Annotated in this window: 19 protein-coding genes, 2 tRNA genes and 10 pseudogenes; 20 read left to right on the top strand and 11 right to left on the bottom strand. The window is 71.3% G+C overall.

Annotated features, from left to right (window positions below; genetic code table 11):
* Positions 1–11: 11 nt before the first annotated feature.
* The 4 genes and pseudogenes from UK82_RS22730 to UK82_RS39635 form a co-directional block, all read right to left on the bottom strand.
* A complete protein-coding gene (locus UK82_RS22730) occupies positions 12–308 on the bottom strand; it encodes a DUF1059 domain-containing protein (RefSeq protein ID WP_082122007.1) in 297 nt (98 codons plus the stop codon).
* Positions 305–881: pseudogene (locus UK82_RS39645) on the bottom strand (EAL domain-containing protein); the annotation flags it as partial. The gene UK82_RS22730 and the pseudogene UK82_RS39645, both read right to left, overlap by 4 nt.
* Before the next feature lies 1 nt (position 882).
* Positions 883–1,235 (bottom strand): annotated as a pseudogene (locus tag UK82_RS39640) (EAL domain-containing protein); the annotation flags it as partial.
* Between the two features lies 1 nt (position 1,236).
* Positions 1,237–1,678: EAL domain-containing protein (locus UK82_RS39635; protein WP_236706313.1), on the bottom strand; the 442-nt coding region annotated here is incomplete at its 3' end.
* 628 nt (positions 1,679–2,306) lie between these two features.
* Here UK82_RS39635 and UK82_RS22720 point away from each other — a divergent pair.
* The 7 genes and pseudogenes from UK82_RS22720 to cimA all read left to right on the top strand — a co-directional run bounded on the left by UK82_RS22720 (position 2,307) and on the right by cimA (position 8,238).
* A complete protein-coding gene (locus UK82_RS22720) occupies positions 2,307–3,335 on the top strand; it encodes a 3-isopropylmalate dehydrogenase (RefSeq protein WP_044886224.1) in 1,029 nt (342 codons plus the stop codon).
* A 301-nt stretch (positions 3,336–3,636) separates the two neighbouring features.
* A pseudogene (locus tag UK82_RS39630) lies at positions 3,637–3,962 on the top strand (aminotransferase class IV); the annotation flags it as partial.
* Between the two features lies 1 nt (position 3,963).
* Positions 3,964–4,169, top strand: a pseudogene (locus UK82_RS39625) (branched chain amino acid aminotransferase); the annotation flags it as partial.
* 1 nt (position 4,170) lies between these two features.
* Positions 4,171–4,563: aminotransferase class IV (locus tag UK82_RS39620; protein WP_236706312.1), on the top strand; the 393-nt coding region annotated here is incomplete at its 5' end.
* A 437-nt stretch (positions 4,564–5,000) separates the two neighbouring features.
* The gene (locus UK82_RS22710) at positions 5,001–5,387 is read left to right on the top strand and encodes a cyclic nucleotide-binding/CBS domain-containing protein (protein WP_044886223.1); all 387 of its coding nucleotides are present in this window, start codon (positions 5,001–5,003) and stop codon (positions 5,385–5,387) included.
* 109 nt (positions 5,388–5,496) lie between these two features.
* Positions 5,497–6,174, top strand: a complete 678-nt coding sequence (locus tag UK82_RS22705) for a Crp/Fnr family transcriptional regulator (RefSeq protein ID WP_044886222.1) — start codon at positions 5,497–5,499, stop codon at positions 6,172–6,174.
* Positions 6,175–6,633: 459 nt separating this feature from the next.
* The gene (cimA, locus tag UK82_RS22700; RefSeq protein WP_044886257.1) at positions 6,634–8,238 is read left to right on the top strand and encodes a citramalate synthase; all 1,605 of its coding nucleotides are present in this window, start codon (positions 6,634–6,636) and stop codon (positions 8,236–8,238) included.
* 166 nt (positions 8,239–8,404) lie between these two features.
* Here the strand turns inward: cimA and UK82_RS22695 are convergent, their stop codons facing one another.
* Positions 8,405–8,668, bottom strand: coding sequence for a hypothetical protein (locus UK82_RS22695; protein WP_044886256.1), 264 nt, complete (start codon positions 8,666–8,668; stop codon positions 8,405–8,407).
* A gap of 246 nt (positions 8,669–8,914) precedes the next feature.
* Here UK82_RS22695 and UK82_RS41870 point away from each other — a divergent pair.
* The 5 genes and pseudogenes from UK82_RS41870 to UK82_RS22680 all read left to right on the top strand — a co-directional run.
* Positions 8,915–9,041, top strand: a pseudogene (locus UK82_RS41870) (DUF2437 domain-containing protein); the annotation flags it as partial.
* Between the two features lies 1 nt (position 9,042).
* A pseudogene (locus UK82_RS39610) lies at positions 9,043–9,568 on the top strand (fumarylacetoacetate hydrolase family protein); the annotation flags it as partial.
* A 1-nt stretch (position 9,569) separates the two neighbouring features.
* On the top strand, positions 9,570–9,694 hold a 125-nt coding region (locus tag UK82_RS39605; protein WP_236706317.1), incomplete at its 5' end, for a fumarylacetoacetate hydrolase family protein.
* A 360-nt stretch (positions 9,695–10,054) separates the two neighbouring features.
* Positions 10,055–10,126: transfer RNA gene (locus tag UK82_RS22685), tRNA-Gln, on the top strand.
* 94 nt (positions 10,127–10,220) lie between these two features.
* A tRNA-Glu gene (locus UK82_RS22680) sits at positions 10,221–10,293 on the top strand.
* Between the two features lie 117 nt (positions 10,294–10,410).
* On the opposite strand, the gene UK82_RS22675 is transcribed toward UK82_RS22680, so the two are convergent.
* Entirely contained in the window at positions 10,411–10,695 is a 285-nt protein-coding gene (locus UK82_RS22675) for a hypothetical protein (protein ID WP_044886255.1), read from the bottom strand.
* Positions 10,696–10,896: 201 nt separating this feature from the next.
* Between UK82_RS22675 and UK82_RS22670 the strand changes: the two genes are divergently transcribed.
* Complete coding sequence (locus UK82_RS22670; RefSeq protein WP_044886220.1) at positions 10,897–12,477, top strand: sensor histidine kinase KdpD; 1,581 nt, start codon at positions 10,897–10,899, stop codon at positions 12,475–12,477.
* A 398-nt stretch (positions 12,478–12,875) separates the two neighbouring features.
* Here UK82_RS22670 and UK82_RS22665 read toward each other — a convergent pair whose 3' ends face one another.
* Together UK82_RS22665 and UK82_RS22660 are read right to left on the bottom strand one after the other, a co-directional pair.
* Positions 12,876–15,029 (bottom strand): serine/threonine-protein kinase, encoded by a 2,154-nt coding sequence (locus tag UK82_RS22665; RefSeq protein ID WP_044886219.1) that lies wholly within the window; start codon positions 15,027–15,029, stop codon positions 12,876–12,878.
* Between the two features lie 466 nt (positions 15,030–15,495).
* The gene (locus UK82_RS22660) at positions 15,496–16,203 is read right to left on the bottom strand and encodes an IclR family transcriptional regulator (protein WP_044886218.1); all 708 of its coding nucleotides are present in this window, start codon (positions 16,201–16,203) and stop codon (positions 15,496–15,498) included.
* A 161-nt stretch (positions 16,204–16,364) separates the two neighbouring features.
* Here UK82_RS22660 and UK82_RS39600 point away from each other — a divergent pair.
* From UK82_RS39600 to UK82_RS22645, 5 genes and pseudogenes are all read left to right on the top strand, one after another.
* Positions 16,365–16,511, top strand: a pseudogene (locus UK82_RS39600) (aconitase family protein); the annotation flags it as partial.
* A 1-nt stretch (position 16,512) separates the two neighbouring features.
* Positions 16,513–16,604: pseudogene (locus tag UK82_RS39595) on the top strand (hypothetical protein); the annotation flags it as partial.
* 1 nt (position 16,605) lies between these two features.
* A partial coding sequence (gene leuC, locus UK82_RS22655; RefSeq protein ID WP_236706311.1) for a 3-isopropylmalate dehydratase large subunit occupies positions 16,606–17,762 on the top strand: 1,157 nt, incomplete at its 5' end.
* A gap of 102 nt (positions 17,763–17,864) precedes the next feature.
* Positions 17,865–18,452 carry a 3-isopropylmalate dehydratase small subunit gene (gene leuD, locus UK82_RS22650; protein ID WP_055409190.1) on the top strand — a complete coding sequence of 196 codons (588 nt, stop codon included), beginning with the start codon at positions 17,865–17,867 and terminating at the stop codon, positions 18,450–18,452.
* Positions 18,453–18,974: 522 nt separating this feature from the next.
* The gene (locus UK82_RS22645) at positions 18,975–19,259 is read left to right on the top strand and encodes an HU family DNA-binding protein (RefSeq protein ID WP_009742300.1); all 285 of its coding nucleotides are present in this window, start codon (positions 18,975–18,977) and stop codon (positions 19,257–19,259) included.
* Between the two features lie 20 nt (positions 19,260–19,279).
* On the opposite strand, the pseudogene ppk1 reads toward UK82_RS22645, so the two are convergent.
* Positions 19,280–20,343: pseudogene (ppk1, locus tag UK82_RS39590) on the bottom strand (polyphosphate kinase 1); the annotation flags it as partial.
* A 1-nt stretch (position 20,344) separates the two neighbouring features.
* Positions 20,345–21,478 (bottom strand): annotated as a pseudogene (locus UK82_RS39585) (RNA degradosome polyphosphate kinase); the annotation flags it as partial.
* Positions 21,479–21,828: 350 nt separating this feature from the next.
* Between UK82_RS39585 and UK82_RS22635 the strand changes: the two are divergent.
* Positions 21,829–22,851: a transglutaminase family protein gene (locus UK82_RS22635; RefSeq protein WP_055409156.1), complete on the top strand. Its 1,023-nt coding sequence runs from the start codon at positions 21,829–21,831 to the stop codon at positions 22,849–22,851.
* A gap of 285 nt (positions 22,852–23,136) precedes the next feature.
* On the top strand, positions 23,137–25,656 hold the full coding sequence (locus UK82_RS22630; RefSeq protein ID WP_055409154.1) for a bifunctional diguanylate cyclase/phosphodiesterase: 2,520 nt from the start codon (positions 23,137–23,139) through the stop codon (positions 25,654–25,656).
* A 46-nt stretch (positions 25,657–25,702) separates the two neighbouring features.
* Here UK82_RS22630 and cofC read toward each other — a convergent pair whose 3' ends face one another.
* Positions 25,703–26,455: a 2-phospho-L-lactate guanylyltransferase gene (gene cofC / locus UK82_RS22625; RefSeq protein WP_044886214.1), complete on the bottom strand. Its 753-nt coding sequence runs from the start codon at positions 26,453–26,455 to the stop codon at positions 25,703–25,705.
* Positions 26,456–26,509: the final 54 nt, after the last annotated feature.

Genomic DNA, 26,509 nt, shown 5'->3' with positions numbered 1-26,509 from the left:
CACGGCGGCGATCAGTCGCGGAGATCCGCCGGTTCCACGTCCCGGACGCTGCGGCGGACCTGATCCAGCATCGCCTCCGGGACGTCGGTCATGCCGTGATCCACGCGGGCGTGGGTGTCCACGGCACGGAGCAGATCCTCCTCGGCAGACGCGACGATGCGTGTCTCGCACCCGTGAATGATCGCGCCACAGTAGAATTCCTTCATGGCCGGCCGCCGAACGGTGATCTCCGCGGGCAGGGAATGACCCCCGGCCGCCGGGCTCGGTGACATCAGCGCCTGGGCGGTCCAGTATCGGTTCCGTCTCATGTGGACATTTCCGCGAGACGCAGCATCAGACGCTCCATCCGTACCAGACCGAGGGGTCGACCCATCTCGGTCACGATTATCACCGGGTCGAACCGGCTGGCCCTGGCGCGGGTCATGGCGCGGCGCGCCACCTCCGTCACCGGTTCCTCCGGGCGGGCGAACAGGGTGGTGGGTACCCGGCGGGGTTCGGTGCCGCCGCCGGGACCGCTGGACAGGTGCAGCGCGACCGGGCGGCACCGGTTGGACACGATGATCGTCGCTCTGGGAGCCTGCTCGTCGTCGGGGCCGGCGGTGGTCGGATCACCGCGGTTCGCGGCCGTCCGCATGGGGCAGCTCGGGCAGTCCGGCGACATGGCGCACGAGCCCGAGTCGCCCACGCGGACGGTGACCTGTTCCATGAGGCTCTCGATGCTCGCCGCGCGGTTGCTGCGTTCGGAGAGCTGCCGGATGCGCCGGGCCACCCCCGGATCGAGCTGCTGCCAGCCCTCGGACGGGCGCCCGAGCAGGAATCCCTGCCCGAGGGGAACGCCGAGCGCGACCAGCATGGCCAGCTCGTCGCCCCGCTCGATGCCCNCCGCGATCACCCAGCCATTCAGCCGGCTGGCGAAGTTGCCGACCAGCTCGGTCAGAGCGATCTTGACCTGGTCGTCATCGACGTTGACCACCAGCGAGCGGTCCAGCTTGACGAAGTCGGGTCGGATCCGGGCGAGCTGGCGTAGCCCGGCGTAGCCGGAGCCGACATCGTCCATGGCGACGAAGGCGCCGCGGTTGCGCAGAGCGCTTGCGGTGGCGGTCAGCCCGGTCGTGGCGTCGAGGTCGACCGCCTCGTTGAGTTCCAGCACGAGCCGGCGCAGGTCCGCGTCCCGCCAGACCTCGGCGACCGCGGGCTCGTCCAGCAGGTGGGGCAGAACGTTGACGGCCAGGAAGNAGCGGTCGGGAAGCCGATCGCGGGCCGCGAGCGCGGCAGCGAGAACCCGGGCCTCGAGTTCGGCCGCGTGCCCGAGCCGGTCCGCCGCGGCGAAAATGCGGTCGGGGGAGTGCGTCGGATGGCTGTGGAAGCGGGCGAGCGCCTCATATCCGGCGATAACCCCACGCTGCAGATCTACGATCGGCTGGAAGTACAGCACAGGTTCGGCGGGATCGGCGAGAACCCGGGCCAGGTCGGGATGGTCGGCCTCGTAGGCGTCCTGCTCCCCGCCGGCGAGTCTCGGCGGACTCGACGCGCCCGACGTTTCGGCTCCCGCGGACGCGACCGCGCGCCGGGCGTCGGCCACCTCGCCGGATGTCTCGCCGGATGTCTCTGCGGAGTCGCCGACATCGGAGCGGCCGCGGGGTGGAGATCCCGCGGGAGTCCGCTGTCGAGTAATCATGCGCCGTGCACCCCCTCGCCTCGAAGCACGTCGCACCTGTCCTGTAAGTGAGTTTCTTACCATCTGGCCTCGATGCCGGTCGCGAGTACCGTCCGGAGTTGTGAATCCTGCGGTCTTTTGTGTGACCGGCGGGTGGCGGTCGGATTGCTGGTTGTCGTCTTTCTTGCGACCGCCCGGCGGGGGCGGCGTGTTCTATACGGCTGGGCCGTCGATCGTCACCGATCTGTTGTCGAGCACGACAATGCGCCTCACTTTCTGAGGTATCGGTGCCGTGCGGTCGGAGTCGGTGCTCCGGCGGGCGCACATCAATTCGGGAACAACGAACGTGATACCCCGCGCGGCCCGGCCGGACGGTGGTCACTGGTGGTAATCGTTAGGCCGCAGTGTGGTGGTCTCGCTGGTCGTCCGGTGATGCCCTGTGGTAGCGGGGGGCGTAGCGGCTCATCCCACCGTGTCCGTCCGTCGCCGTGTCTCCACACCCGGTGCCGTCCGAGGGCGCCCTGCCCGCGCCACCCCGCCGCCACGGCCGGGAGGTTCGCCGCGCAGGTTCGAGGGTCCCCCGCGGAGCCCCCGGCGCCGGATCGAGTCGAGCCGCTGCGATCCGCGGGTTCCGGCTACAGTCGGGCACATGAGGCTTGCGGTGATCGGCGGTGACGGGATCGGCCCCGAAGTGGTGGCGGAGGGGCTGCGGGTACTGCGGGCCGTACACCCCAAGGTCGACACGACCGAGTACGACCTGGGCGCCCGGCGTTGGCATCAGACCGGGGAGACGCTGCCCGACTCGGTGCTCGAGGAACTGCGCGGTCACGACGCGATCCTGCTCGGCGCGGTCGGCGATCCGGGGGTGCCGAGCGGCGTGCTCGAGCGCGGCCTGCTTCTGCGTCTGCGCTTCGAGCTCGACCACCATGTCAACCTGCGGCCGGTGCGGCTGTATCCCGGGGTCGCCTCGCCGCTGGCCGGAGAGCCCACGATCGACATGATCGTGGTGCGTGAGGGCACCGAGGGTCCGTACGCGGGTGCCGGCGGCGTGCTGCGGCGGGGGACTCCGCACGAGGTTGCCACCGAGGAGAGCCTCAACACCCGCTACGGCGTCGAGCGGGTCGTGCGGGACGCCTTCCGCCGCGCCGCTCGCCGCGAGCGCCGCCATCTCACCCTCGTGCACAAGAACAACGTCCTGACCAAGGCCGGCGACCTGTGGTCGCGCACGGTCGCCGAGGTGGCGCCGGAGTTCCCCGACGTGCGGGTCGACTACCAGCACGTGGACGCGGCCTCGATGTTCTTCGTGACCGATCCGGGACGGTTCGACGTCGTCGTCACAGACAACATGTTCGGCGACATCATCACCGATATCGGCGCGGCGATCACCGGCGGCATCGGGCTGGCCGCCAGCGGCAATCTCGACCCGTCCGGCGCCCACCCGAGCATGTTCGAGCCGGTCCACGGCAGCGCGCCCGACATCGCCGGCAAGCAGCTCGCCGACCCGACGGCGACGGTCGCCTCCGTCGCGATGCTGCTCGACCACCTGGGACACGCCGAGGAGGCAGCGAGGGTCGAGGCCGCGGTTGCAGCATCGCTCGCGGGCCGGGTGGGCGCGGGCGCCGCGGCCCTGTCGACCCGGGAGCGCGGCGAGGACCTGGCCGCGCGCGCGGTCGGCTAGCTCGCGACTCGGTCGCCGCGGACTTCGCTGCTCCGTCCCACTCCGGCGCTCCGTCCCACTCCGGCGCTCCGTCCCACTCCGGCGCTCCGTCCCACTCCGGCGCGTCGGCCGTCGGGACCGCGTCGGCCGTCGTCGCCGGTCGTCTGCCGTTCTCGCGGAGTTCCCCGCCGCGCGGCGAGGTGGTTATCCTCGAAGCGGGAGCCGTAGATCCGGTAGACGGCAGCCGACGGGGCCCACCACGGCGATGATCGGCGAATTCGTCATCCCTGTTCGCTTCGTCGATCCTGGCCTGGAGTCCGCTGTGCCCATCACCCCCACCTCGAAGATCTGGATGAGTGGCAAGCTCGTCGATTGGGACGACGCCCGCATCCACGTGCTCAACCCGACCCTGCACTACGGCTGGGGCGTGTTCGAGGGCATCCGCTGTTACGAGACGGCCGACGGCCCCGCCGTCTTTCGGCTGTCGGATCACATCGCCCGCCTCTACCGCAGCGCGAAGATCTACGTGATGGAGCCCTCCTTCACTCAGGAGCAGGTGGTGGCGGCCACCAAGGAGACCATCGCGGTCAACGACATCTCCTCCTGCTACATCCGGCCCCTGGTCTACCTCGGCTACGGGGAGATGGGNCTCAACCCGCTGCCCTCACCGGTCGAGGTGATGATCGCGGTCTGGCCGTGGGGTGCCTACCTCGGCGAGGAGGCCGAGGCGAACGGTGTGCGAGCGCAGATCTCCTCCTGGAAGCGGAACGACCCCAACATCACCCCGCCGGCGGCGAAGGCGTCCGGGCAGTACCTGAACTCGTCGCTGGCGAAGGTCGCGGCGGTGAAGGCGGGNTACGACGAGGCGATCCTGACCAGCCCGAACGGCCATATAGCAGACGGCACCGGTGAGAACGTCTTCATCGTCTCCGGCCGTCAGGTCATCACTCCGCTGCTGACCGACGGGCCGTTGGGCGGCATCACCCGCGCCTCGATCATGCAGATCGCCGCCGACCAGGGGTACGAGGTGATCGAGCAGCACGTCGTGCGCACCGACCTCTACCTGGCCGACGAGGCCTTCTTCACCGGGACGGCGGCCGAGATCGTGCCGATCGTCTCGGTTGACGACCGGCAGGTCGGGGCGGGCAAGCCGGGTCCGGTGACCCGCGAGCTGCTGGAGATCTTCCACCAGGCCACGCGAGGTGAGCTGGACCGCTACCGCTCCTGGAACGAGCTGGTCCGGAGCTAGGCAGCCGCGACTCGTCGATCCGCCGAGGCACACCGGTCCGCGCGTCCGCGACATGCCTCGGCGGATTCCATGTGCGCGAGCTACCCGGGCAGCGGGTGGACGCGGTCTTTCCCGTGTCCCCGCGCATCCCCTTGGCGGGTCGGCGGGTCGGCGGGTCGGCGGGTCGGCGGTGCCATCGTTGACCTGACATCCGCTTCGGCCACATTCTTCGCTTTTGTGGCGTGGTCGAGGTCACAATGTGGCCACGGCAATCCCCGTTTCGCCCTGGCCAATCGGCTTCACGGCGCCTACCGTCGCGAGTAGCAGGCTTCACGAATGCACAAGCGCCGTGCGGGCATCGCGGAGCCTGTGGACGGCATTACCGCTGCGCACGNCATTACCGGTGTCGGAGGGTACTGCCAGGGTTTCGGACGGTATAGCGGGGTTCGGAGGGCGTCGTGCGCGTTTCGGAGGGGATGAGCTCCCTTGTTCTCATGATCGGCCCAGGCCACACGCTCCGCCAGGCGGCCCGGCTGATGGCCGCGCGCAAGGTGGGCGCGGCGGTCGTCCACGATGCGGACAGTCAGGGCTACGGAATTCTCACCGAGCGGGACATTCTCCGCTCGATCGCGGCGGAACAGGATCCGGATGTCGAGATCGCCGGCGATCACCTCACCCGCGATGTCGTCTTCGCGGATCCAGGCTGGTCGCTCGACGACGCGGCAGCCGCGATGCTGCGCGGAGGATTTCGTCATCTCATCGTCACGTCGGGTGGTGGAGTGGCCGGAATTCTTTCCATGCGCGACGTGGTGCGGTGCTGGAGTGACCAACATATAACGGTATGATGCCTGCGTGACGTACGCCAAGGATGTTCCCGATGCGCCGTCCGCTCCGGAGCGGCATACCCCGGTGGCTGCGGAACATCAGGCGGAGCAATGGCGCTACGGTCACCGCATGCACGACAATGAGGCGGTCGCCCTGCTTCGAGCGACCACGCTGCTGAAGGAGCTGGACGAGGAGGACCTGCTGCGACTCGCCTCACGGGCGGTCACGCGGCGATTCCGCCGCGGGCAGGTTGTCTTCACCGAGGGTGAGCCGGGAGATACTCTTCTCGTGGTCGCCACGGGGCGGCTCAAGGTGCTCACCAAGGCGGACGACGGGCGCGATCACGTGCTGAACATCGCCGGCCCTCGGGAGACGCTGGGCGAACTCAACATCGTCGAAGCCGGGACGAGATCCGCCAGCGTCGAGGCCCTGGAATCCAGCACTGCGTTGGTCCTCGACCGAGCCGCCGTATGGGAGCTCGTCCGGGAACGCCCGGCCGTCGCCGAGCAGCTCATCCGGGCGCTGGTCGCCCACGTCCGGCGGCTCACCGGAGCCAACGCCGACCTCGTCTTTCTCGACCTGCCGCGCCGGGTGGCGAAGCTGCTGCTGTTGCGGATGCGAGAAGCGGGCCGGCCGGTGATCGAGCTCGGCCTCACCCAGACGGAGATCGCCTCGCTGCTTGGCGGTTCCCGCCAGTCCGTCAACCAGGCGTTGCGCGAATTCGAACGGCGCACCTGGATTCTGTCGGAAGGGCAGACGATCACGATCCTCCAGGTCGACCGCCTGCGCCGCTTCGCCGGAGACTGAGCAGCCCCGCAGATCCGCTTCGCGAATCTGCGGGGACCCCTGCTGGTGGTTGTGACCGTGGGTGGTCTCCGGGAATCGCCTTCGGCGATCCCCGTGGGTGATCAGGGTTGGGGCTTCGCGAATCTGCGGGGACCCCTGCTGGTGGTTGTGACCGTGGGTGGTCTCCGGGAATCGCCTTCGACGATCCCCGCGAGCAGCCGAACCGGATTGACTGTGGTGCGCACCACACTCGCCACATGTCGGGTCTGTTACATCGTAGGCTTGTCACCCGGCGGCGAACCCGTCTCCGTCGCGCGCTCCGGTCACTGACCCATGGGACCGGGCGCGTGGCGGTCCCATGGTCCCCGAACCCTGCCGGACGTCGGTGCCGGAGCACGGTCCGTGCGTGACTCGGTGGGACGCGGGGCGGCCGTGCCGGACGCGGTCCCACGGCCCCCGATCCACCGGAGAGGCGCCCCCGTGCGGCCATACGATCCCGATTCCCTGCACATCTACGACACCACCCTGCGCGACGGTACGCAGCAGGAGGGGTTGTCGCTCTCGGTCGGTGACAAGCTCTCGGTGGCCCGCCACCTCGACGACCTCGGCGTCGGCTTCATCGAGGGCGGCTGGCCGGGATCCAATCCGAAGGACGCGGAGTTCTTCGCCCGGGCCCGCACCGAGCTGACGCTGTCGACCGCGGTGCTGACCGCCTTCGGGGCGACCCGGCGCGCCGGCCGCGCGGCCGCGGACGATCCCCAGGTGGCAGCCCTGCGGGAGGCCGGCACGCCGGTGGTCTGCCTCGTCGCGAAGTCGGATCTGCGGCACGTGGAGCGCGCGCTGCGCACCAGCCCCGCCGAGAACCTGGCGATGATCCGGGACACCGTCGCCCACCTGCGGGCCGAGGGCAAGCGGGTCTTCCTCGACGCCGAGCATTTCTTCGACGGCTACCGCGTGCATCCCGAGTACGCGCTCGAGGTCGTCTCCGCCGCCGCCGAGGCCGGCGCCGAGGTCGTCGTGCTCTGCGACACGAACGGCGGAATGCTTCCCACCCGCATCGGCGCCGTCGTCACCGAGGTGCTCGCCAGGACCGGTGCCCGACTGGGCATCCACTGCCACGACGACGCCGACTGCGCGGTGGCGAACACCCTGGTCGCCGTCGAGGCCGGGGTGACCCACGTGCAGGGCACGGCGAACGGCTACGGCGAGCGGTGCGGTAACGCGAACCTGCTCAGCGTCATCGCCGGCCTGGAGACCAAGCTCGGCCGCGCGGCGCTGCCACCGGGGCGGCTGCAGGAACTCGTCCGGGTCTCCCACGCCATCGACGAGGTCACCAACTCGGTTCCCGACCCCCACCGGCCTTATGTCGGCGCAAGCGCGTTCGCGCACAAGGCCGGGCTGCACGCCAGCGCAGTCAAGATCGACCCGGACATGTACCAGCACATCGACCCGGCAGCGGTCGGCAGTGACATGCGGATGCTGGTCTCCGAACTGGCCGGCCGCGCGACCATCGAGCTCAAGGGCCGCGAGCTCGGGCTCGATCTGTCCAACGAGCGTGAGGCCCTCGGCCGGGTCGTGGACCTGGTCAAGGAGCGCGAGGCCACCGGATTCGCCTATGAGGCGGCCGAGGCGTCGTTCGAGTTGCTGCTGCGCGACGAGGTGACGGGCCGCAAGCGCTTCTACACCCTGGAGTCCTGGCGGGTGATCGTCGAACAGCGCTCCGACGGCCAGGTGGTGAGCGAGGCGACCGTCAAGCTCACCTCGCACGGGGTGCGGCACGTCGCGACGGCCGAGGGTAACGGGCCCGTCAACGCGCTCGACACCGCCCTGCGCGACGCCTTGGAGAAGGCCTACCCCGGCCTGGCCGACCTGGAGCTCGTCGACTACAAGGTCCGCATCCTCGACGGCAAGCAGGGCACCGGCGCGGTCACCCGGGTCCTGGTCGGTACCAGCGACGGGCGGTCACGCTGGGACACCATCGGCGTCGACGAGAACATCATCGCCGCCTCCTGGTCGGCTCTCGAGGACGCGGTGAACTTCGGGCTGCGGCGGCAGGGCGAGCGCGCTGATCCGAACGCGACCTGAACAGCCGCGGACCGGCTGACGGCCGCGGACCGGCTGGCGACGTCCAGGGCCGGGGCGGCGGAAACACAGAGTGACCGGCACCCCCTGACAGGCCCGTAGCGGCCCGTTCAGGGGGTGCCGCGGCACATGTGCGCGATCGGACCGACCGGCCGCGTCTGACGGTCCGTCAGTCCTCCGGGATCTCCTCCCACCACTGGCACCACCAGTCACCGCCGACGAGGATCCGCAGCTTCGGGTGCCAGCAGTAGGTGACGTCCTTGTCGGTGTCGAGGTAGTACAGGCAGTTGTCGCACCGCTCGTCCCCGTTGGGCTTGCCGCGCAGGATCGCGTCCTCGGCAAGGTGGCCCAGCTTGACGCTCAGCTCCTCGTCGATCGGCTTGGGCTCCGGCGCCCCGACGTCGTAGACGGGGGTGGTATCGGTCTCGCTCACCATTCTCCTTCCAATCCGGGCGTGACACGCCCGATGCAGGCTCACCGCTGCCGGCGCCGGAGCACCGGGCGGGCGGGACGCTGGGCCGCAACGGGTGCCGCCCGGTGCCTGGACCTGTCACTCGATCTGGCCCGATTCTCTGGCACACCCGGCGTTCTGGCGAACCCGATCACGCCGGCCGCTGTCGCGTGGTGGGCCCGTCGGACGGCCGCCAGGTTCCGTCGCCGGGCTGGATACGGTCAGGGCGTGCGTATCGCGAGGTTCACCGATGGTTCGGAGCCCGGATTCGGGGTCGTCGAGGGGTCGGTAGAGGAGGGCAATGCCGTGATCTCGGTCATCGCCCCGCATCCTTTCGGCCCCTTCTCCTTCACCGNCGCCCGGCGGCCGCTCGGCGACGTCCGGCTGCTCGCTCCGGTCCTGCCCAGCAAGGTGCTCTGCGTCGGCAAGAACTATGCCGACCATGTCCGGGAGATGGGTGGTGACACCCCGCCGGAGCGCCCGATCCTGTTCCTCAAACCGTCGACGAGTGTCGCCGGTCCGGGCGACCCGATCACGCTTCCGCCGGACAGCGACCGGGTCGACTTCGAGGGGGAGCTGGCGGTCGTCATCGGGCGGCTGTGCCGTGACGTCCCAGTGGAGCGGGCCTTCGACGTGGTACTTGGCTACACCTGCGCCAACGACGTGACGGCTCGGGATCAGCAGCAGACCGACGGTCAGTGGACGCGGGCCAAGGGACACGACTCGTTCTGCCCGATCGGTCCCTGGATCGAGACCGAGCTCGATCCCACCGACCTTCCGATCCGCACCACCCTCGACGGTGAGCTGCGGCAGAACTCCCGCACGAAGCTGCTGCTGCGCGACGTGCCCGCCCTCATCGCCTACATGTCCGCCGCCATGACCNTGCTGCCCGGCGACGTGCTCCTGACGGGCACACCGGCGGGGGTCGGGCCGATGCGACCGGGCCAGACCGTGGCGGTGACCGTGGAGGGCATCGGCACGTTGACCAACCCCGTGACGGCCCGCTGAGCTCCCTCGCCCGGGGGCGGCGGCGTAGCTGCCGGTCTTCCGCCGGCTGGACAACCGACACCGCCCTCCGGGCCGCGGGGGCTCACGCGAATTCTCCACCTGCTTCGCAGGTGTGGTCTGCTTCGCATGCCCGGTCTGCTTCGTCTGCGCGTGTCCTCCACCCGGCGACGCGCCGACGGGCGGGCGCACTGTGGACGAGCCGGGCGGCGGGATCAGGCGGTCACGCGGTTGCATGGGCGGGTGGTGTGTTGGCGGTGCGGGAGCGCTGCGGCATCGGGGATGACGAGTGTGCATCGGGCCCCGGTGCGCAGACACCCCCGCGCCATGAGGTACAGTGGGCAACGCCCGATCAGGGCCCCATGGGGTATGGGGTAATTGGCAGCCCAACGGATTCTGGCTCCGTTAGTCTAGGTTCGAGTCCTGGTACCCCAGCTGCACCAAAGGCCGGAGTTGCACCGCTTCGCCGGACTGCTTCGGCATCGTGTACAGTACGACGTGCACCGCAGCGCACGATAGGAAAAGTCTTGGCCCCGTCGTCTAGCGGCCCAGGACGCCGCCCTCTCAAGGCGGTAGCGCCGGTTCGAATCCGGTCGGGGCTACAACGGGTTTATCTTCCTTCTTCGTAGAGGATCAGAGATATGCCCACCCTGCAGAACTCACGATGGCCCCCGGATTTCCATCCGGGGGCCATCGTCATGTCAGGGGCCGGGTGCCGCCTACCGCACGACGGTGAGGCGCGGCATGGCGGCCGGGTGGCGGGCCATCGCGCACTCCCGGCAGCCGCAGGAGGCGGGACCCCCCCAGCCGTGAATCTCGGCCTCGGGAGCGCCCACGCCCCCCTGTGTCGACGCGACGAGCCGGAGCTGTGGACGGGCCGAGTGGGTCAGGACGGCGGGCCCGGCGGGCTCGTCGGTGGCGCCGGCCGTCGACGGGCCGCAGCGTCCCGCGGTCGGCGGAACGATCGCGGACGCGGTCGAGGCTGTCAGGGCCACTGGGGGCACGGTGTCCTCCTCCATGGGCGGCCGTCCTGGGGCCACCTCGCGGACCACAGCCTGGCGGCGCAACCAAGGTTCGCGCCATGCTCCGTTGAGCCCGGTGCCGAGTGGTGCGGATGGCCTAGTCAAACCTGGGCACTGTCGCCATGCGACACCACCCTTGACAACCATGGTGCTCCCGGGTTGGAACGGTAGAAACTTGCGCGGATGTCCACCGTCAGTCCATCGACGCCCGAACGGGCCCGGCGCCGGCACGGCAGCGCCCACGCGGGACGCGCTGCGCGCCGCGCCGGACGGCTGCGCTCGGCCGGGGCATCGGCGCCGGAGGGGGAGGGCGGGGGATCGCAGCCGGGGATGGCCCGGCGACTCACCGCGCTGCTCCCGCAGGGCCGCGGGCTGCCGATCGAGGACTGGACGGCCCGGCACACCCTCATGTGCCTGGTGCTGGCGATGCACCTGCCAGTCATCGTCGGCTACGCGATCTGGCAGAACCTGAGCCTCGCGCACGGGTTCCTGGCGGCCAGCCCGCCTGCCCTGCTGTTCGCTGCCGCGGTCGTGCCCGGCCGGCGCCGGGTCCGTGCCCTTGCCGCGAGCCTCGGCCTCCTGTGCTGTTCGGTCGTGCTCGTGCACATCTCCGACGGCCTCACCCCGATGTACTTCCACTTCTTCGTGGTCGTGGCGCTGATCGCGCTGTATGAGGAGTGGACGGTCTACCTGCTGGCCATCGCGTTCGTGTTCGTCGCGAACCTGGCGATGGGAAACATCGTCAGCGCCGGCGCGGCGGTGCTGGACAATGCCTGGCTGCTGGCCGGTCTGCACGCGGGTTTCATCTTCGCCCTCGCCTGCGCGCAGATGGTCTTCTGGCACTACAACGAGCAGTCCCGGCGGCGGGTGGAGCATTACCGTCAGCAGCTCTACGAGGGCCAGCAGAGCCTGATGGCCCGGCTGGAGGAGACCGACCGCATCCGCAGCGACCTCGTCGCGACCGTCTCGCACGAGTTCCGCACGCCGCTGACCGGAATCCGAGGGAACTTGCTCACCATCAAGCGGCGCCGCAGCCGGCTCTCCGACGCCCAGCTCGACGATCTGCTCGATGCTGCGGTGAACTACTCCGACCGGCTCTCCCGGCTGCTGGAGAACATGCTGACGGCCGCCACGGCCACCGGCACGGACGAGACGACCATCGCCGATCTACCCGAGGTCGTCCGGCATGTGATCGCCAACCTGTCGTACACCAGCTCGCCCAGCAGCATCACGGTGGATCTTCCGCCCGAACTGCCCGTGCGGATGGCGCGGCAGGCCCTCATCCAGGTGGTGGCGAACCTGGTCGACAACGCCCTGGTGCACTCCTGGCCGGGCGCGCCCGTTCGGCTGATCGCGGGCCGGGTCGGCGACGAGGTTGTTCTCCGCGTCCGCAACCCCGGGCCCGACCTCGACCCCGGCACGATCCGCCAGCTCTTCGAACCGTTCACGCAGCGAGACGGCACCGCCACCCGGCCCACCGATGGCGCCGGCATGGGCCTCTACGTCGTCCGGCGGCTCGTCGAGGTACACGGCGGCCGGCTGCGGATGTCGTCGGAGAACGGCGAGATCATCGTCGAGGTCGATCTGTGGGCGGCCACCGCCCACGCGGCCCTCGCGCCGGAGCCGGAGGCGGCGCTGCCGGTGCCCATGCCGCTGCCCCGCAGCATCCGGACGGACGACGAGGAGCCTCGTGTGCCGCGGCTGGGCGGCGGTCCGCTGGCCCGGGACGACATCCGGTCGCTGCCTCTGGACAAGCTCGGCTGAGCGGCGGCCGGGCGCCCGCTTGGTGGCGGCTGGACGGCGCGGTCGCCGCATCGCGCCGGACATCATGCATCATCGCGTCCGAGTGATCGCCCCCGCCGACCGGCTGACGGCCGGTCTCGTCGGCGTCGGTCTCCCACCGGCTTCGCCCTGGCGGGCGGCATGACTGTCCCGGCCGGCAGGAGAACGGGCGGCGGCCGCGTGTCTGCCGGGATCTGGTGGGGATGAGAGGCGAGAGCCGGAATCCGTCCGGCGTATCTGACTACGCCGCGCGGGGCGGCACCGCGGCAGCGACTCCCCGCCGCACGCGGGGCGGGAGTCGCTGCCGCGACGGGAATCGGGCGGGGCCCGGCCGAGACGGGGCGGGGCCCCGCCCGACCGCGTCAGGCCTTCGTGCCGCGTCAGGCCTTCGTGGCCGTCGTGGGAGCTGTCGACGGGGTAGGTGCGGGCGCGGGCGTCGTCGGGGCCGGTGCCGGCTTGGTGCAGGTCACCGTCAGCGTCACAGTGGTGGAGTGCCGCGGGCGCTGCCCCGTGGGCGAGTACCCGGAGATCTTGCTCGTCTCACCGTTGGCGCACGCCCCGTTGACCGCAGTGGAGGTGAAGCCGGCCCAGTAGAGCTGCCACTTGCCGTCCGACTCCGACATCCCGTTGACGTTCGGGACCTGGGCGCAGTCCTCGACCTGCAGGCTGATGGCCGTGGTCCGGGCGACCTTGCCGGTCTTCGGGGACTGGTGGGCGACGTTGTCGGCCTTGCCGGTGTTGTAGCAGCCGAAGGTCTTGTTGACGTTCGTGAAACCGGCGGACTTCAGCGTGTTCACCGCCGTGTCGGCCGCGCTGCCCTCGGTGTTGGGGACCGTCACCGTGCCGTCGTCGGTCGGCGAGGGCGAGGGGCTGCTGCCCGCGGTCGGGCTGCTGGCCGGGGTCGTGGCCGCGGCGGAGGCGCCGGCTGACGGGTGCGCGCCGGGCGCGGGGGAGCCCTTCGCCCCGGGCCGGCCGGCGACCGCCCCGGGGGCACTTCCATCGACGCCGATCGCGATGCCGGGTGCCCCGGCACCGGGAGAGCCGGCGGCCGGGTTGCCCGCGCTCGGATCGGCCGAGGACTCGGCGGCGCGGTCGGCGGACAGCGCCGTGTTGGTGCTGCCGCCGGAGGCGAGCGCCCAGCCCCCGGCCCCGGCGACGAGGGCGACGACGAGACCGGCACCGGCCGCGATCCGGGTGCGCCGGCGGCGGTCGGCCGCCGCCCGCGACCCGCCCCCGGCGTTGCCACCGGCCGCGCCGGGCTGCTTGCTGGCCGGGATTGCCGACATGACCGTGTTCGTGTCGGCGGCCGGGCCACCGGAGCGGGCGGGGACACGCACCGCGGGGCTCATCCCGGTCGGCGCGTCGCTGTCCCAACCGCCGCGACCGCCGCTCTGGGCGCTGGTCACCGGGGCGATACGAGTGTGCTCGGGATCGCCGCCGTCCCAGCCGTTGACCTTCGTCGCGGCGGCGGTCAGGCTGCCCGCGATCTGGGTATGTTCGAGGTCGTTCCAGCCACCGGTGCCCGCCGCGGCCCCGACGGCCGCCGCGGCGGCTGCGGGCCGGACCACCCGCTGGGTGCCGGCCGGCGCTGCCGGCCGTTCGCCGACCCGCCGGTGATAGGCGCCGGTCGGGGCCGCTTCGTCGGGGAGCTCGCCGGGTCCCGAGCTCTTCGCGCCGCCGCGCCGGTCGCGCTCCTCGGCGGCGCCGGCGGCGCCGCGCAGGCCTACCTCGAGCGCGTCGCTGAGGTCGTCGGCCGCGTCGGCAGCGCTCGCCGGCCGTCGCCGCGGGGACTTGGCGAGCATGCCGACGAGCACGTCCCACACCGGCGCCGGCACGCCGGCGATGGGCTGCGGGTCGTCCTCCCGGTGCGCCCTCAGCAGTTCCGCGGGATTCGTCGAGTCGAATGGCGGCGATCCGGCGAGGAGCTCGTAGAGCACCACCCCCGCCGAGTAGACGTCGGCGGCGGGGGTCGGGGGGGCGCCGGTGCCGAGCTCGGGCGCCATGTAGAGGGGGGTGCCGATCGGCCCGGTCGCGCTGACGCGGGACGGCGTGCTGATCATGCGGGCAATGCCGAAGTCGGTGAGGCGGACGATCGGGCGGTCGGGCTGGGACGTGTCGATGAGAATGTTCTCGGGCTTGACGTCCCGGTGGACGATCCCGGCGGCGTGCACGCTGTCGAGCGCCCAGAGGGTACCGATCGCCAGCCGGACCGCCTCCTGGGCGGGCCGTGGGCCGAACTCACGCAGGTGCGCCCGCAGGTCATGGCCTTCGACGAGATCCATCACGATGGCCAGCGCGTCCGGCTCGTTGACGAGGTCGCGGACGGCGACCAGATCGGGGCTGTCGAGATCCACGAGGAGATCCCACTCCCGCAGGAACCGCTCGACGATCTCCGGATCGCTCGCGAGCTCGGGACGCAGCACCTTGATCGCCACCGCGGCGTCGTCCTGGACCCGGACACCTCGCCAGACCTGGCCGGTCGTACCCTGCCCGAGCAGCTCGTGCAGCACGTACCGCGAACCCAGTTTGCGCACCGCGCCCTGTCCCTCCTTGGCGCCGCACGAGGCGGCCGAACCTACGGCGGCGCCGCCGCGGGCGACGACCGCCCGGCCATGCGGAACCCGAAGAGTCCTCCGGACGGGCGCCCCCAGTGCGCGGGCGACCTATATCGCTTGCTCGCTGGATGGCAATGACCCCACTGGGTCATCCGGCCTACGTCTCCGATCATCCGAGACGGACGACTCGAACAGGCTACGACGGCGGAAGGACACTCCCTGCGGCGGGGGAGACCCGCGCCACCGGGACGCCGGAACGGACCCGGCGGGCGTAGTCCGTGCTCCGTTCAGTTGTGGGGCCCGATCGGGGCATCCGCAATCTCGAGAAAGCCGGGACAAGCGGGGAAAACGTGTCTGCGTGGTCACGCCGGCCGCACGCAGGGCCCGACCGGACCGGCAAGCCGGCCGATCTCCGGTGGCCTGGGGTTGACGGCAAGTGGATCCTTCAGTCGACGGCCGATGTCGACAGCCGCGCCGCCGCGGCGAGTACGGCCAACCCGTGCCGGCGCCCGGGTGATCGGGTCAGGCGCTCCAGCGGGCCGGACAGCGACACCGCCGCGATCACCGTTCCGGATTCCCCGCGCACGGGGGCGGACACCGAGGCCAGACCGGTCTCCCGCTCGCCGATGCTCTCGGCCCAGCCGCGCTCGCGCACCAGGGCGAGCGTGCCGCTGTCGAACGGTGCGGCGGCGAGTAGCTCGGGGTCGGGATGATCCGCGAACGCGAGGAGGACCTGGGCCCCGGACCCCGCCGTCATCGGCAGCGCGGCGCCGACCGGAACCGTGTCGCGCAGGCCGCTCGCCCGCTCGGAGGCGGCCACACACAGCCGCAGGGCGCCGCGTCGGACGTAGAGCTGGGTGCTCTCCCCGGTGACATCGCGCAGTTCGGTCAGGATCCTGTCGGCCCGGTCGAGCACATCCCAGGGCAGCGGGGTGGCCACCCCGGCCGCCAGCCGCGGGCCGGGGACGAACCGGCCGGCGCCGTCCCGCCCGACGAGGCGGTGAATCTCGAGCGCACTGGCCAGACGGTGCGCGGTCGCCCGGGTGAGCCCGGTCCGAGCCACCAGGTCGGCGAGGGAGGCTGGCCCCTGCTCCACGGCGGCCAGGACGAGGGCAGCTTTGTCCAGGACCCCGACTCCGCTAAGCTGTTTCATAAGCTGATACTGCCATCCCACATAATGGGATCATAGTGAGATGGTGGCGGGATGGCAAGATCGGGCAAATGGCGCGGCACCGAGTCGTGGNACGACCCCGAACTCAGGACTGTCGGATGACCGCGCGGGCTGCTCGCCCGGCGCAGGAGGGGAGTGGGGCCATGGGGCGCACACTCGCGGAGAAGGTCTGGGACGCCCACGTGGTGCGGCGCGCCGACGGTGAACCGGATCTGCTCTATATCGATCTGCACCTCGTGCACGAGGTCACCTCGCCGCAGGCGTTCGAGGCGCTGCGGCTGGCCGGCCGGNCGGTGCGTCGCCCCGACCTGACCCTCGCCACCGAGGACCACAACGTGCCGACCACGAACACGCTGGCGCCGATTGCGGATCCGATCTCCGCANCCCAGGTCGAGGCGCTGCGCAAGAACTGCGCGGAGTTCGGGGTGCGGCTGTACCCGATGAACGACCCCGGTCAGGGCATCGTCCACGTCGTCGGCCCGCAGCTCGGGCTGTCCCAGCCGGGCATGACGATCGTGTGCGGCGACAGCCACACCTCCACCCACGGCGCGTTCGGGGCGCTGGCCTTCGGCATCGGCACCAGCCAGGTCGAGCATGTGCTCGCGACCCAGACGCTGCCGCAGCGCCGGCCGAAGACGATGGCGGTCACGGTCGACGGCGACCTGCCGGCCGGCGTCACCGCGAAGGACCTCATCCTGGCGATCATCGCCCGGATCGGCACCGGCGGCGGCGCCGGGCACGTCATCGAGTACCGCGGTGCGGCGGTCCGGGGCCTGTCGATGGAGGGCCGGATGACCGTCTGCAACATGTCCATCGAGGCCGGGGCGCGGGCGGGGATGATCGCTCCCGACGACACGACGTTCGAGTACCTCGCCGGTCGGGCGCACGCCGCCACCGGACCGGACTGGGACGAGGCCGTGGCCTACTGGCGCACGCTGGCCTCGGACGACGACGCCGTGTTCGACCGAGAGGTCGTCATCGACGCCGCGAGCCTCACCCCGTACGTGACCTGGGGGACCAACCCGGGCCAGGCAGCGCCGCTGGATTCGCTGATCCCCACGCCCGGCGACTACGCGGACCCGGCCGCGCGGGCCTCCGCCGAGCGCGCGCTGACCTACATGGGACTCACGGCGGGCACACCGTTGTCCGAGGTGACCGTCGACACGGTGTTCATCGGCTCCTGCACCAACGGTCGACTCAGTGACCTGCGGGCCGCGGCCGACGTGCTGCGGGGCCGGCGGGTGGCCGACGGCGTCCGGGCCCTGGTCGTCCCGGGGTCGATGCAGGTCAAGGCGGAGGCCGAGGCGGAGGGGCTGGACGAGGTCTTCCGGGCCGCCGGAGCGGAGTGGCGCAGCGCCGGCTGCTCGATGTGCCTCGGGATGAACCCGGACACGCTGCGCCCGGGGGAGCGCAGCGCCTCCACGTCGAACCGGAACTTCGAGGGACGCCAGGGCCCCGGCGGGCGGACCCACCTCGTCTCTCCGGCAGTCGCCGCCGCCACCGCGGTCACCGGTCAGCTCACCGCCCCGGCGCAGTTGTAGGCCGGGCCCATGCGGTCGCCGCTCGGCGTCGAACCGGCGGGTGCCCGCGACCGCGACCGCCATCCTGATCACGACATCGTCCAGAGGGGAGCGTTTCCGGCGATGGAGGCGTTCACGATTCACACCGGTCGGGCCGTGCCGCTGCGGCACAGCGACGTCGACACCGACCAGATCATTCCGAGCGAGTGGCTCAAGCGCATCGAGCGCACCGGGTTCGGCGCCGGCCTGTTCTCCGAGTGGCGGGCCGACGAGGGCTTCGTGCTCAACAACCCGGCCTACGCCGAGGCGTCGATCCTGGTCGCGGGCCCCGACTTCGGCACCGGCTCGTCGCGTGAGCATGCCGTCTGGGCGCTGCAGGACTATGGCTTCCGGGCGGTGATCTCGCCCCGGTTCGCCGACATCTTCCGGGGCAACGCGCTCGGTAACGGGCTGTTGCCGGTGCAGCTGCCGGCGGGGACGGTCGAGGCCCTGCAGACGGCCGTGGAGCAGGACCCGACCGTCGAGATCACCGTCGATCTGGCCGCTCGCGAGGTTCGGGGAGCCGGCCTGGTGGCCCCGTTCGAGCTCGACGACTTCACCCGCTGGCGGCTGATGGAGGGGCTCGACGACGTGGGCCTGACCCTGCGGCACGAGGAGCTGATCACCGGCTTCGAGGCGACCCGGCCGGGCTGGCTGCCCTCAGCGGTGTAGCGCCCGCGCGCGGGCGTCCCAACGTCGGCGGTGGCTCCGGCCGCGGATCCCGCTCCGACCGGGTGGAGGCCTGCGGCACAGACGATTCGGCCTCTCCACTCGACCGTCGGCCCCGATGTGACGAAATTAACATCGGGGCCGATGTGTGGGCAGGTCTGCTCTAGTGGTCGGTCGACTACCGACCGGCGCCGACCCGTTCGCCATCGCCTGCGGCGTTTGGTTGATTACGTAGCAGAGCTGATCCCGCGCTCGCGGAGGCGGCCGGCCACCAAAGCGTGACATTGCGCCCAAAAAAACAGACGCCTCTCGCTACTCAACGTGATGAATCTACCGGATGCTGCGCGCTGGCCGTACAGCACGCATCCCGTCGCCCACCGGCTCGAACCCGTTGACGTGCGGGTTTGTGTGACGCGACACGGTCGCGGGAATTGCCCTCGACAGTGGAGATGCCTACGGTGCAGCGCAGTGTGATGCCCGATCTGCTCCCCACCCCGCGCCTGCGGGGGGCGTCCGGAGGTTGTTGTGAACAAGTCCCAGTTGGTTGACCGCATCGCCCAGCAGATCGAAGGCGGACGGTCGAATGCCACCAAAGCCGTCGACGCCGTGTTCGACGCCATTCAGGAGGCCGTCGCCAGCGGCGAGAAGGTGACCATCACCGGATTCGGCGTGTTCGAGCGGGTCGAGCGGGCCGCGCGCACCGGGCGCAACCCGGCGACGGGCGAGCCCGTGCACGTCGCGGCCTCGGTGGTGCCGAAGTTCCGGCCCGGCTCCGAGTTCAAGTCGAGCGTCTCGGCGAGCGGCGACTGATCCACGGTGCGGGCGCCGGGTTACCGGTGCCCGCGCCGCATGGCCTCGGCCATGAGGTCGTGTTGGTAGTCCGACAGCCGGACGTCGTCCGGTCCGGCCGTCCGCCGTTCCCACCGGCCGTCGGACTGCAACACCCACCCGGACACCTCGTCGGAGAAGGCGTGATCGAGGATGCGGCGCACGGTGTCGCGGCGCTCCGGATGCGGCACCCGGACGAGTGCCTCGATCCGCCGGTCCAGGTTGCGATGCATCATGTCGGCACTTCCGATCCAGAACTCGTCCGAGGACGCGAACTCCAGGACCCGGCTGTGCTCGAGGAAGCGGCCGAGGATCGACCGGACGTGCACCGTCTCCGACAGACCCGGTACGCCGGGCCGTAGGGCGCAGATTCCCCGCACCAGGCAGTGCACGGGAACTCCCACCATGGACGCGCGGTAGAGCGCGTCGATCACCTGCTCGTCGACCAGGCTGTTGACCTTGAGACGGATGCCGCACGGACGGCCCTCCTGGGCCGCCCGCGCCTCCGCGGAGATGCGCTGCAGGATCCCGTCACGCATGTGCTGCGGAGCGACCAGCAGCGAGCGGTACTCGGTCTGCCGGCTGTACCCGGTGAGCACGTTGAACAGATCGGTGAGGTCGGCGCCCACCTCCGGATCGGCGGTGAGCAGCCCGAGGTCCTCGTAGAGCCGCGCGGTCTTGGGGTTGTAGTTGCCGGTGCCCACATGGCAGTACCGGCGCAGCCCGCCGCGCTCCTGCCGGACGACGAGGCAGGTCTTGCAGTGGGTCTTCAATCCGATCAGGCCGTAGACGACGTGGCAACCGGCCCGCTCCAGCTCGCGCGCCCAGCGGATGTTGGCGCTCTCGTCGAACCGCGCCTTGATCTCGACCAGCACGACGACCTGCTTGCCCGCCTCGGCCGCCGAGACGAGAGCGTCCACGATCGGGGAGTCGCCGGACGTGCGATAGAGCGTCTGCTTGATGGCGAGGACGTGCGGATCGGCGGCAGCCTGTTCGATGAACCGTTGCACCGAGGTCGTGAACGAGTCGTACGGATGGTGGACGAGGACGTCACCCTCGCGCAGCANGCTGAAGAAGTCGGGCGTCTCCCCCTCTTCGGTGATCAGTCGAGGATGGGTGATCGGAACCCGCGGCGCGTCCTTCAGTTCCGGCCGGTCGAGGTCGTACAGGGCCCACAGGGCCGACAGGTCCAGCATCCCCGCGACCCGGTGCACCTCCCGCTCGGTGACCTCGAGCTCGCGCATGAGGAGCGCCAACAGGTCGGAATCGATGTCGTCGTCGACCTCCAGCCGGACGGCGGGACCGAAGCGTCGGCGGGCCAGCTCCCGTTCCAGGGCCTGCAGCAGATCCTCCGCCTCGTCCTCCTCGACCTCGAGGTCGGCGTTGCGGGTGACCCGGAACAGGTGGGAGTTGATCACCTCCATGCCCGGGAAAAGCTGGTCGAGGTGCGCGGCGATCACCTCTTCGAGTGGCACGAAGCAGGCGCTCTCCGCCTGCGTCGGGCCGTCCGCGGGGAAGTCCCCGGCCGGATCCACTGCGACGGGGACCAGCCGCGGCACGTTCTGCGGCACCTTCACCCGGGCGAAGTGGTCGATCTCCCCGCCCGGCTCGCGGACCTGCACGGCGAGGTTGAGCGAAAGGCCGCTGATGTAGGGGAACGGATGCGCCGGGTCGACCGCGAGCGGGGTGAGCACCGGGAAGATCTGCTCGTGGAAGTAGTCATGCAGGTGTTCCCGCTGGGCCTCGCTGAGCTGGGACCAGAACCGGATACTGATCCCTGCGTGCGCCAGCGACGGCACGACCTCGTCGGTGAAGCAGCGCGAGTGCCGCTCCGTCAGCTGCGCGGTGGCCCGGCTGACGAGGTCGAGCTGCTCCCGTGCACTCAGGCCGTCGGCCGAGCGGACCGCGAGTCCGGTGGCCTCACGCCGCATCAGACCGGCGACCCGGACCATGTAGAACTCGTCGAGGTTGCTGGCGAAGATCGCCAGGAACTTGGCACGCTCCAACAACGGCGTGGAGACGTCCTCCGCGAGCGCCAGCACCCGGGCGTTGAAATCGAGCCAGGAGGTCTCGCGGTTGATGAACCGATCGGCCGGCAGATCTGACGGCGCGGGCGGACGGGGCGCCTCCAGAGGTTCGAGCAGGCCGCTGCGGGCCTTGCGCTGAGGCTGTTCGGGACGGGTCGCCACCAGCTCGCTCATGCCTGTAGATGGTGCCAGCCGACGGTGAACTCGGCAGCGCGGGACGATGTCCGGATACGGCGGTGCCGATGACGCATCGGCGGCATCATGGCGGGCCACCGGTTCGATCCGTGCCCGTTGTAGTGGGTTGGTCGCCCCCAGATGATCGCTTGCCGGGTCCGGGACCCGCAGTTAACGGCATGGAAACAGGCAAAGGCGACGATCGGCAGTGTGATGGAAACATCCGTCGTCGACCGGTCGTTCTTCCTAGGATCGGTCCTTATGGCTGTTCCCCGGTCAAGTGGGCACTGTGTGTCTGATATCACACTATTTGGCGGGCCGGTGCTGGGGCGGGGAGACCTCCGGTGAGGATGTCGGATCCGCTCGAACCCGGCGGGGCAGCGACGCTGCCGCAACCCTCGACGGTGTCCGGGGGTGATCTGCCCGGGGGGGACCAGTCGGGGGTGGCTGCCGTCAACCTGACCGACCTGCCGGCCGGCACACGGGTGACGTATCGGGTTGCGCAGCGCTTCCGGTACACCTACGACGGCGACGCCACCGACCTGGTGCACCGACTCGTCGTGGTCCCGCCCAATCGGCATGGCGACCAGACCGTCCGTGACGCCCGGCTGGTGGTCTCCTCCGACGCGGCCCGCACCACCTGGCGACGTGGCGCCGACGGGACGCGAAGTGCGGTGGTGCGCCTCGACCGGGTGCCGCCCCGGCTTGACTTCGATGTGACCGTGACGATCGACCGGATCGTCGGGGGTGCCCGGCCATGGCTGCGAGCCACGGCGTTGGCCGGCCGTCGGCTCCTCGACGCCACCCCGCTGACTGTGCCGGACGCGGCGCTCACCGCGGCTGCCCGCGCCCTGGCCACCGACGATCCAGTGGCGACGGCACGCCGGTTCTGCGGCTGGGTGCACAGCCGAATTCGGTATGTCCCCGGCAGCACGGATGTGACGACCACCGCGGCCCAGGCCCTCGCCGGCGGTTCGGGGGTCTGCCAGGACCAGGCGCACGTGATGCTCGCCCTGTGTCGCGCGGCGGGGCTGCCCGCCCGCTACGTGTCCGGGCATCTCGTCGGGGACGGCCCGTCACACGCCTGGGTGGAGGTCGTCATGAGCGGTGGGGTGGCCGATGGCGTTCCCCGGACCGGCACGGGAGCAGGGGTAGGGGCGGCGGCCGGCGCGGCCGGCTGGGAACCCGGCGCCCTCGCCGTCGCCTACGATCCCTGCCACGACCGGCTCGCGGATCTCCGCTACGTGACGGTCGCGGTCGGCCGCGACTACTCCGACGTCGCGCCGACGTCCGGCTGGTACACCGGAGCGGGGCGGGGGACCCTGACCGCCAGTCAGCGGGTCACCGTCGTCGACGTTCAGTCCACGCCGTGATCTCCCCGTCGGGGTGCGACCCTTCCATGGGGTGAGCGTCCTCGCGGGTTGCCGCCCCCGAGTGGGGTCGGGCCGTAACGGTCGACATGGTGGACGCCCGAGAAGACCGCGCGGCACGCGAGGCATCTATCTACTCTTTGTGATAGGGCGATCACGCGCTACGTTGACGATGGGCGCCCACGCGCTTGTCAATGACATGCGGTGATTTGATCGGCCGTTTCCGTCGCTCCATCAGGATCCTTTGTCCCAGGCGGCCGGCGCACGGGGAGGAGGGCGGGACGGGGGATGCTCGTCGACGCCGCCGCAATCGCTTCCGGCCTGACCGCGACGCTGAGCTGCGCGTGGGCCGGACGCCGGCTCGGCCGGCCCCGTGGCCGCTGGCTGGTCTGGCTGTCGTTCGCGCTGACCGCCTGGACCGTGGGGCAGACGGCCTGGACGCTGCACCGCTGGGATCGGCTCGCCACCGACCGCCCGACGGTCGCGGACGTCGGGTACCTCGCCGACGCCGGGCAGCTCGCCATGCCCGTCCTGGCCCTCGCCGCTCTCGCCGCGGTACCGGCGAGCCGGGTGCGGCGTTCCCGGGCCCGATGCACGCTGCTCGGCTCCTCGAACTCGATCTCGATCTCGGCCTCGGCCTCGGCCTCGACCTCGGCCGGAGGACTGGGCGAGGTGGGCTGGCCCGTCGGCGGAGGCTCGCGGCTGGGCCGCCTCGACGACGGCCTGCGGACTGCGGGCGTGCCCAGCGGTGCGGGTGGCGGTGCTGGCGGGGGGTCCCGGTTGACCGGCGGGCTCGTCGGCGTGCCGGCCACGGCTCTGGACGAGATCATCCTTGGCGGTTCGCTGTTCCTGCTCACCTGGTCGGGCATCCTGGCCGGCCTCGGCGAGGCCGATGTCGCCGATGTTGGCGGGGGTGAAAGCGGCGTCGGGGTGGTGCGACACCTGATAACGGTCGCGCACCCGATCGTCGTCCTCGTCCTGGCGCTCGCGGTCCTGCACGTCGCGGGCTTCCGCCAGCCGGTCGACCTGCCGGCCGTCGCCGCGGCCGGGACCGGCCTGGTGTGCCTGGCAGTGGTCGGAGACTGGTGCACGCAGGTCGGCGGCGATGCCGGCCGGCTGGGTAGATCGTGGGCGGGTCTTGGTGCGGTGGTCGGCGCCTTGCTCGTCGTCCTGGCGGCGTGGCGAGCGGGTTGGGTGGCCGACGGGAATCGGGCGGCCCGGGATGGGCCACGCGGCGACCTCGTCGGCTGGCTGCGGCTCGCGGTGCCCTATGTTCCCGCCGCCGGCGTCGCCGCGCTGATGCTCGACCGATCGCGGGCAGGCGTCGTGCTCGATCCGGTCGAGATCGTGGTCGGCTCGACTCTGATCGCCGCGGTCCTCGTCCGGCAGATGGTCACCCTGCGAGCGAGCCAGCGGCTGGTGGCGCTGGTCGGGAACGCCGAGCGCGAGGTGCGGTACTGGACGTCACACGATCCGCTCACCGAGCTCGCCAACCGCACGCTGTTCCACCAGCGGCTGACCGATGCCCTCGCCGCCAGCCGCCGCGACGGTCGGGACGTCGCCGTCCTGTACTGCGACCTCGACGACTTCCGCATCATCAACGACAGCCTCGGCCATGCCGCCGGGGACCATCTGCTGCGTACCGTCGGCCAGCGTCTGCGACACTGCGTGCGCGCCACGGACACCGTCGCGCGGCTGGGTTCCGACGAGTTCGCCGTGCTGCTCGACGGGGGGCGGGAGCTGCCCGAGACGGTCGCCGAACGGGTGCTCGCGGCCCTGCGCCAACCCGTGTCGGTGGGCGGCCATCACTGGCCCGTGCGGGGCAGCGTGGGGCTGGTTGTGGCCGGCCGTACCCAGGAGACGACGGAGGCCCTGCTGCGCCGGGCCGACACGGCCGTGCACGCGGCGAAGCGGACGGGCAAGAACCGCCTGGTCGTCTATCGGCCCGGGTCGTGCGCCACTCCCGGCACCCATCTCGTCGCCGGCACCCATCTCGCCGACGCACTGGCCACCGCGCTGCGTCGGGGCGGCCGATCGGCCGGATTCGACGTCCACTACCAGCCCATCGTGCGCCTGCGCGACCGCAGACCCGTCGCCTTGGAGGCGCTCGCCCGGTGGACGGCACCGGGCCGCGGGCCGGTGCCGCCCGGCACCTTCGTCGCCGCCGCGGAGAACGGCGGCATCGTCGGCGCGCTGGACGACATGATCCTCACCCAGGCCTGCGCGGAGATAGCGGTGGCCTACCCGGACTCCACGTTGCGCCTGCACGTGAACGTCTCGGCCAGCAGGGTCGCCGACACGACCCTGCTCGACAGCGTCGCCCGCGCGCTCGCCGCCAGTCGCTTCGATCCCCGGCGCCTGGTCGTCGAGATCACCGAGACGAGCCGGATCGACGACCTGCATGGTGCGCGCGAGGTGCTCGACGAGGTGCGTGCGCTGGGCGTCGCCGTCGCTCTGGACGACGTCGGCGCGGGCAACAGCACGCTCGCCGCGATGCACCTGCTTCCTGTGGACGTCGTGAAGCTGGATCGGACTCTGCTGGAACCGCCGCAGGACGGGGGCCGGGCTGCGGCGATGCGCCGTTCCATGATTGTTCTTGCGCATGCGCTCGGCGCCGTCGTCGTCGCCGAGGGCATCGAGCATGAGGGGCAGATCGCCGAGCTGGAGGAACTTGGGTGCGAGCTGGGTCAGGGATACCTCTTCGCGCGGCCGGGTCCGCTGCCGCTTCCGCAGATCCGGCCGTGGCCCCCCTCCGGCGGCCGGCTGCCGGCCGCCGAGCCGGCTCGAGGGGCGGACCCCGCCGCCTGACGACGCCGCCTGGGCGGCGGTCCCTGCCGGCGTGCGGCGGCCCTGGTCAGGGCACCGGCGCCCGGCCAGCCAGGAGCGCCGCCGCTGTTGCGTCACCCACCCCCAGATGACGTGCCTGCGCGAGATCGTCGACGGTGTCGACGTCGCGCCGTAGCCCGGGTACCGAGGACCCGAGGGTGTCGGTCAGGTCGACGGCGCCCGAGCGACGATGCGCATCGTGGCTGAGCGGTCCGAACGACGGACCCAGCGGCGACCCGGTCGCGGCGGTGAGCAACACGGTGCCCGTGCCCGCGGCGTCGGCGAGGACCGCGCGGCGATGGTCGCCGGCGGCCGCCAGGGCCTGGTGCAGCTCCGCGGTCCGCAGCGCCGGCAGATCCCCGGACAGGGCCGCCAGCGGACGCCCGGGCCAGCGGCCCGCGGCAAGCTCTGCGCCGTGCGCCAGGGCCGGGTTGAGGCCCTGGCCGGGGGTGTCCGGAACAATGACGAGGCGGGCCCGCTCCTGCGTCGACAGTGCGAGGGCCGGCGCCCGACCCGCTTCGTGCCCGGCGCTGATGTCACCCTGGTCCCGCAACCGCGACAGCGCCCGACGGACCGTCTGATCATTGGTCACGATCACCACGGCGCCGACGAGGTCGGTTGCCGAGGCGAGCACGGCCGTCACCGTGTCAAGGGCCATTGCGAGCGCCAGCAGGCTACGGTCCGGCCGGTCCAGCCGGCTCTTCGCCCGCGCCAGGTTCTTGAGCGGCAGAAGGACCGTCCAGGACGCCCCGCCTCGTGGGAGCCACACGAAGGTGACCATAGGCCATGACGCCGTGTGGCGTCGCGAGCCGGATGCCCCGATCCGGTCGATGGC

It is taken from the genome of Frankia sp. ACN1ag (assembly GCF_001414035.1).
GTDB lineage: Bacteria > Actinomycetota > Actinomycetes > Frankiales > Frankiaceae > Frankia > Frankia torreyi.
Note: the sequence above shows the minus strand (reverse complement) of the source record. Positions and strands in the feature narration are given on the sequence as shown.

What these genes read in the sequence shown, in the direction of transcription:
- UK82_RS22720 (WP_044886224.1), top strand. Translation starts at nt 2,307, where the DNA reads ATGAGGCTTGCGGTGATCGGCGGTGACGGGATCGGCCCCGAAGTGGTG.
- leuD (WP_055409190.1), top strand. Translation starts at nt 17,865, where the DNA reads ATGGAGGCGTTCACGATTCACACCGGTCGGGCCGTGCCGCTGCGGCAC.
- UK82_RS22705 (WP_044886222.1), top strand. Translation starts at nt 5,497, where the DNA reads ATGCACGACAATGAGGCGGTCGCCCTGCTTCGAGCGACCACGCTGCTG.
- UK82_RS22630 (WP_055409154.1), top strand. Translation starts at nt 23,137, where the DNA reads ATGCTCGTCGACGCCGCCGCAATCGCTTCCGGCCTGACCGCGACGCTG.
- UK82_RS22660 (WP_044886218.1), bottom strand. Translation starts at nt 16,203, where the DNA reads ATGAAACAGCTTAGCGGAGTCGGGGTCCTGGACAAAGCTGCCCTCGTC.
- UK82_RS22730 (WP_082122007.1), bottom strand. Translation starts at nt 308, where the DNA reads ATGAGACGGAACCGATACTGGACCGCCCAGGCGCTGATGTCACCGAGC.
- UK82_RS22670 (WP_044886220.1), top strand. Translation starts at nt 10,897, where the DNA reads ATGTCCACCGTCAGTCCATCGACGCCCGAACGGGCCCGGCGCCGGCAC.
- UK82_RS22635 (WP_055409156.1), top strand. Translation starts at nt 21,829, where the DNA reads ATGTCGGATCCGCTCGAACCCGGCGGGGCAGCGACGCTGCCGCAACCC.
- cofC (WP_044886214.1), bottom strand. Translation starts at nt 26,455, where the DNA reads ATGGTCACCTTCGTGTGGCTCCCACGAGGCGGGGCGTCCTGGACGGTC.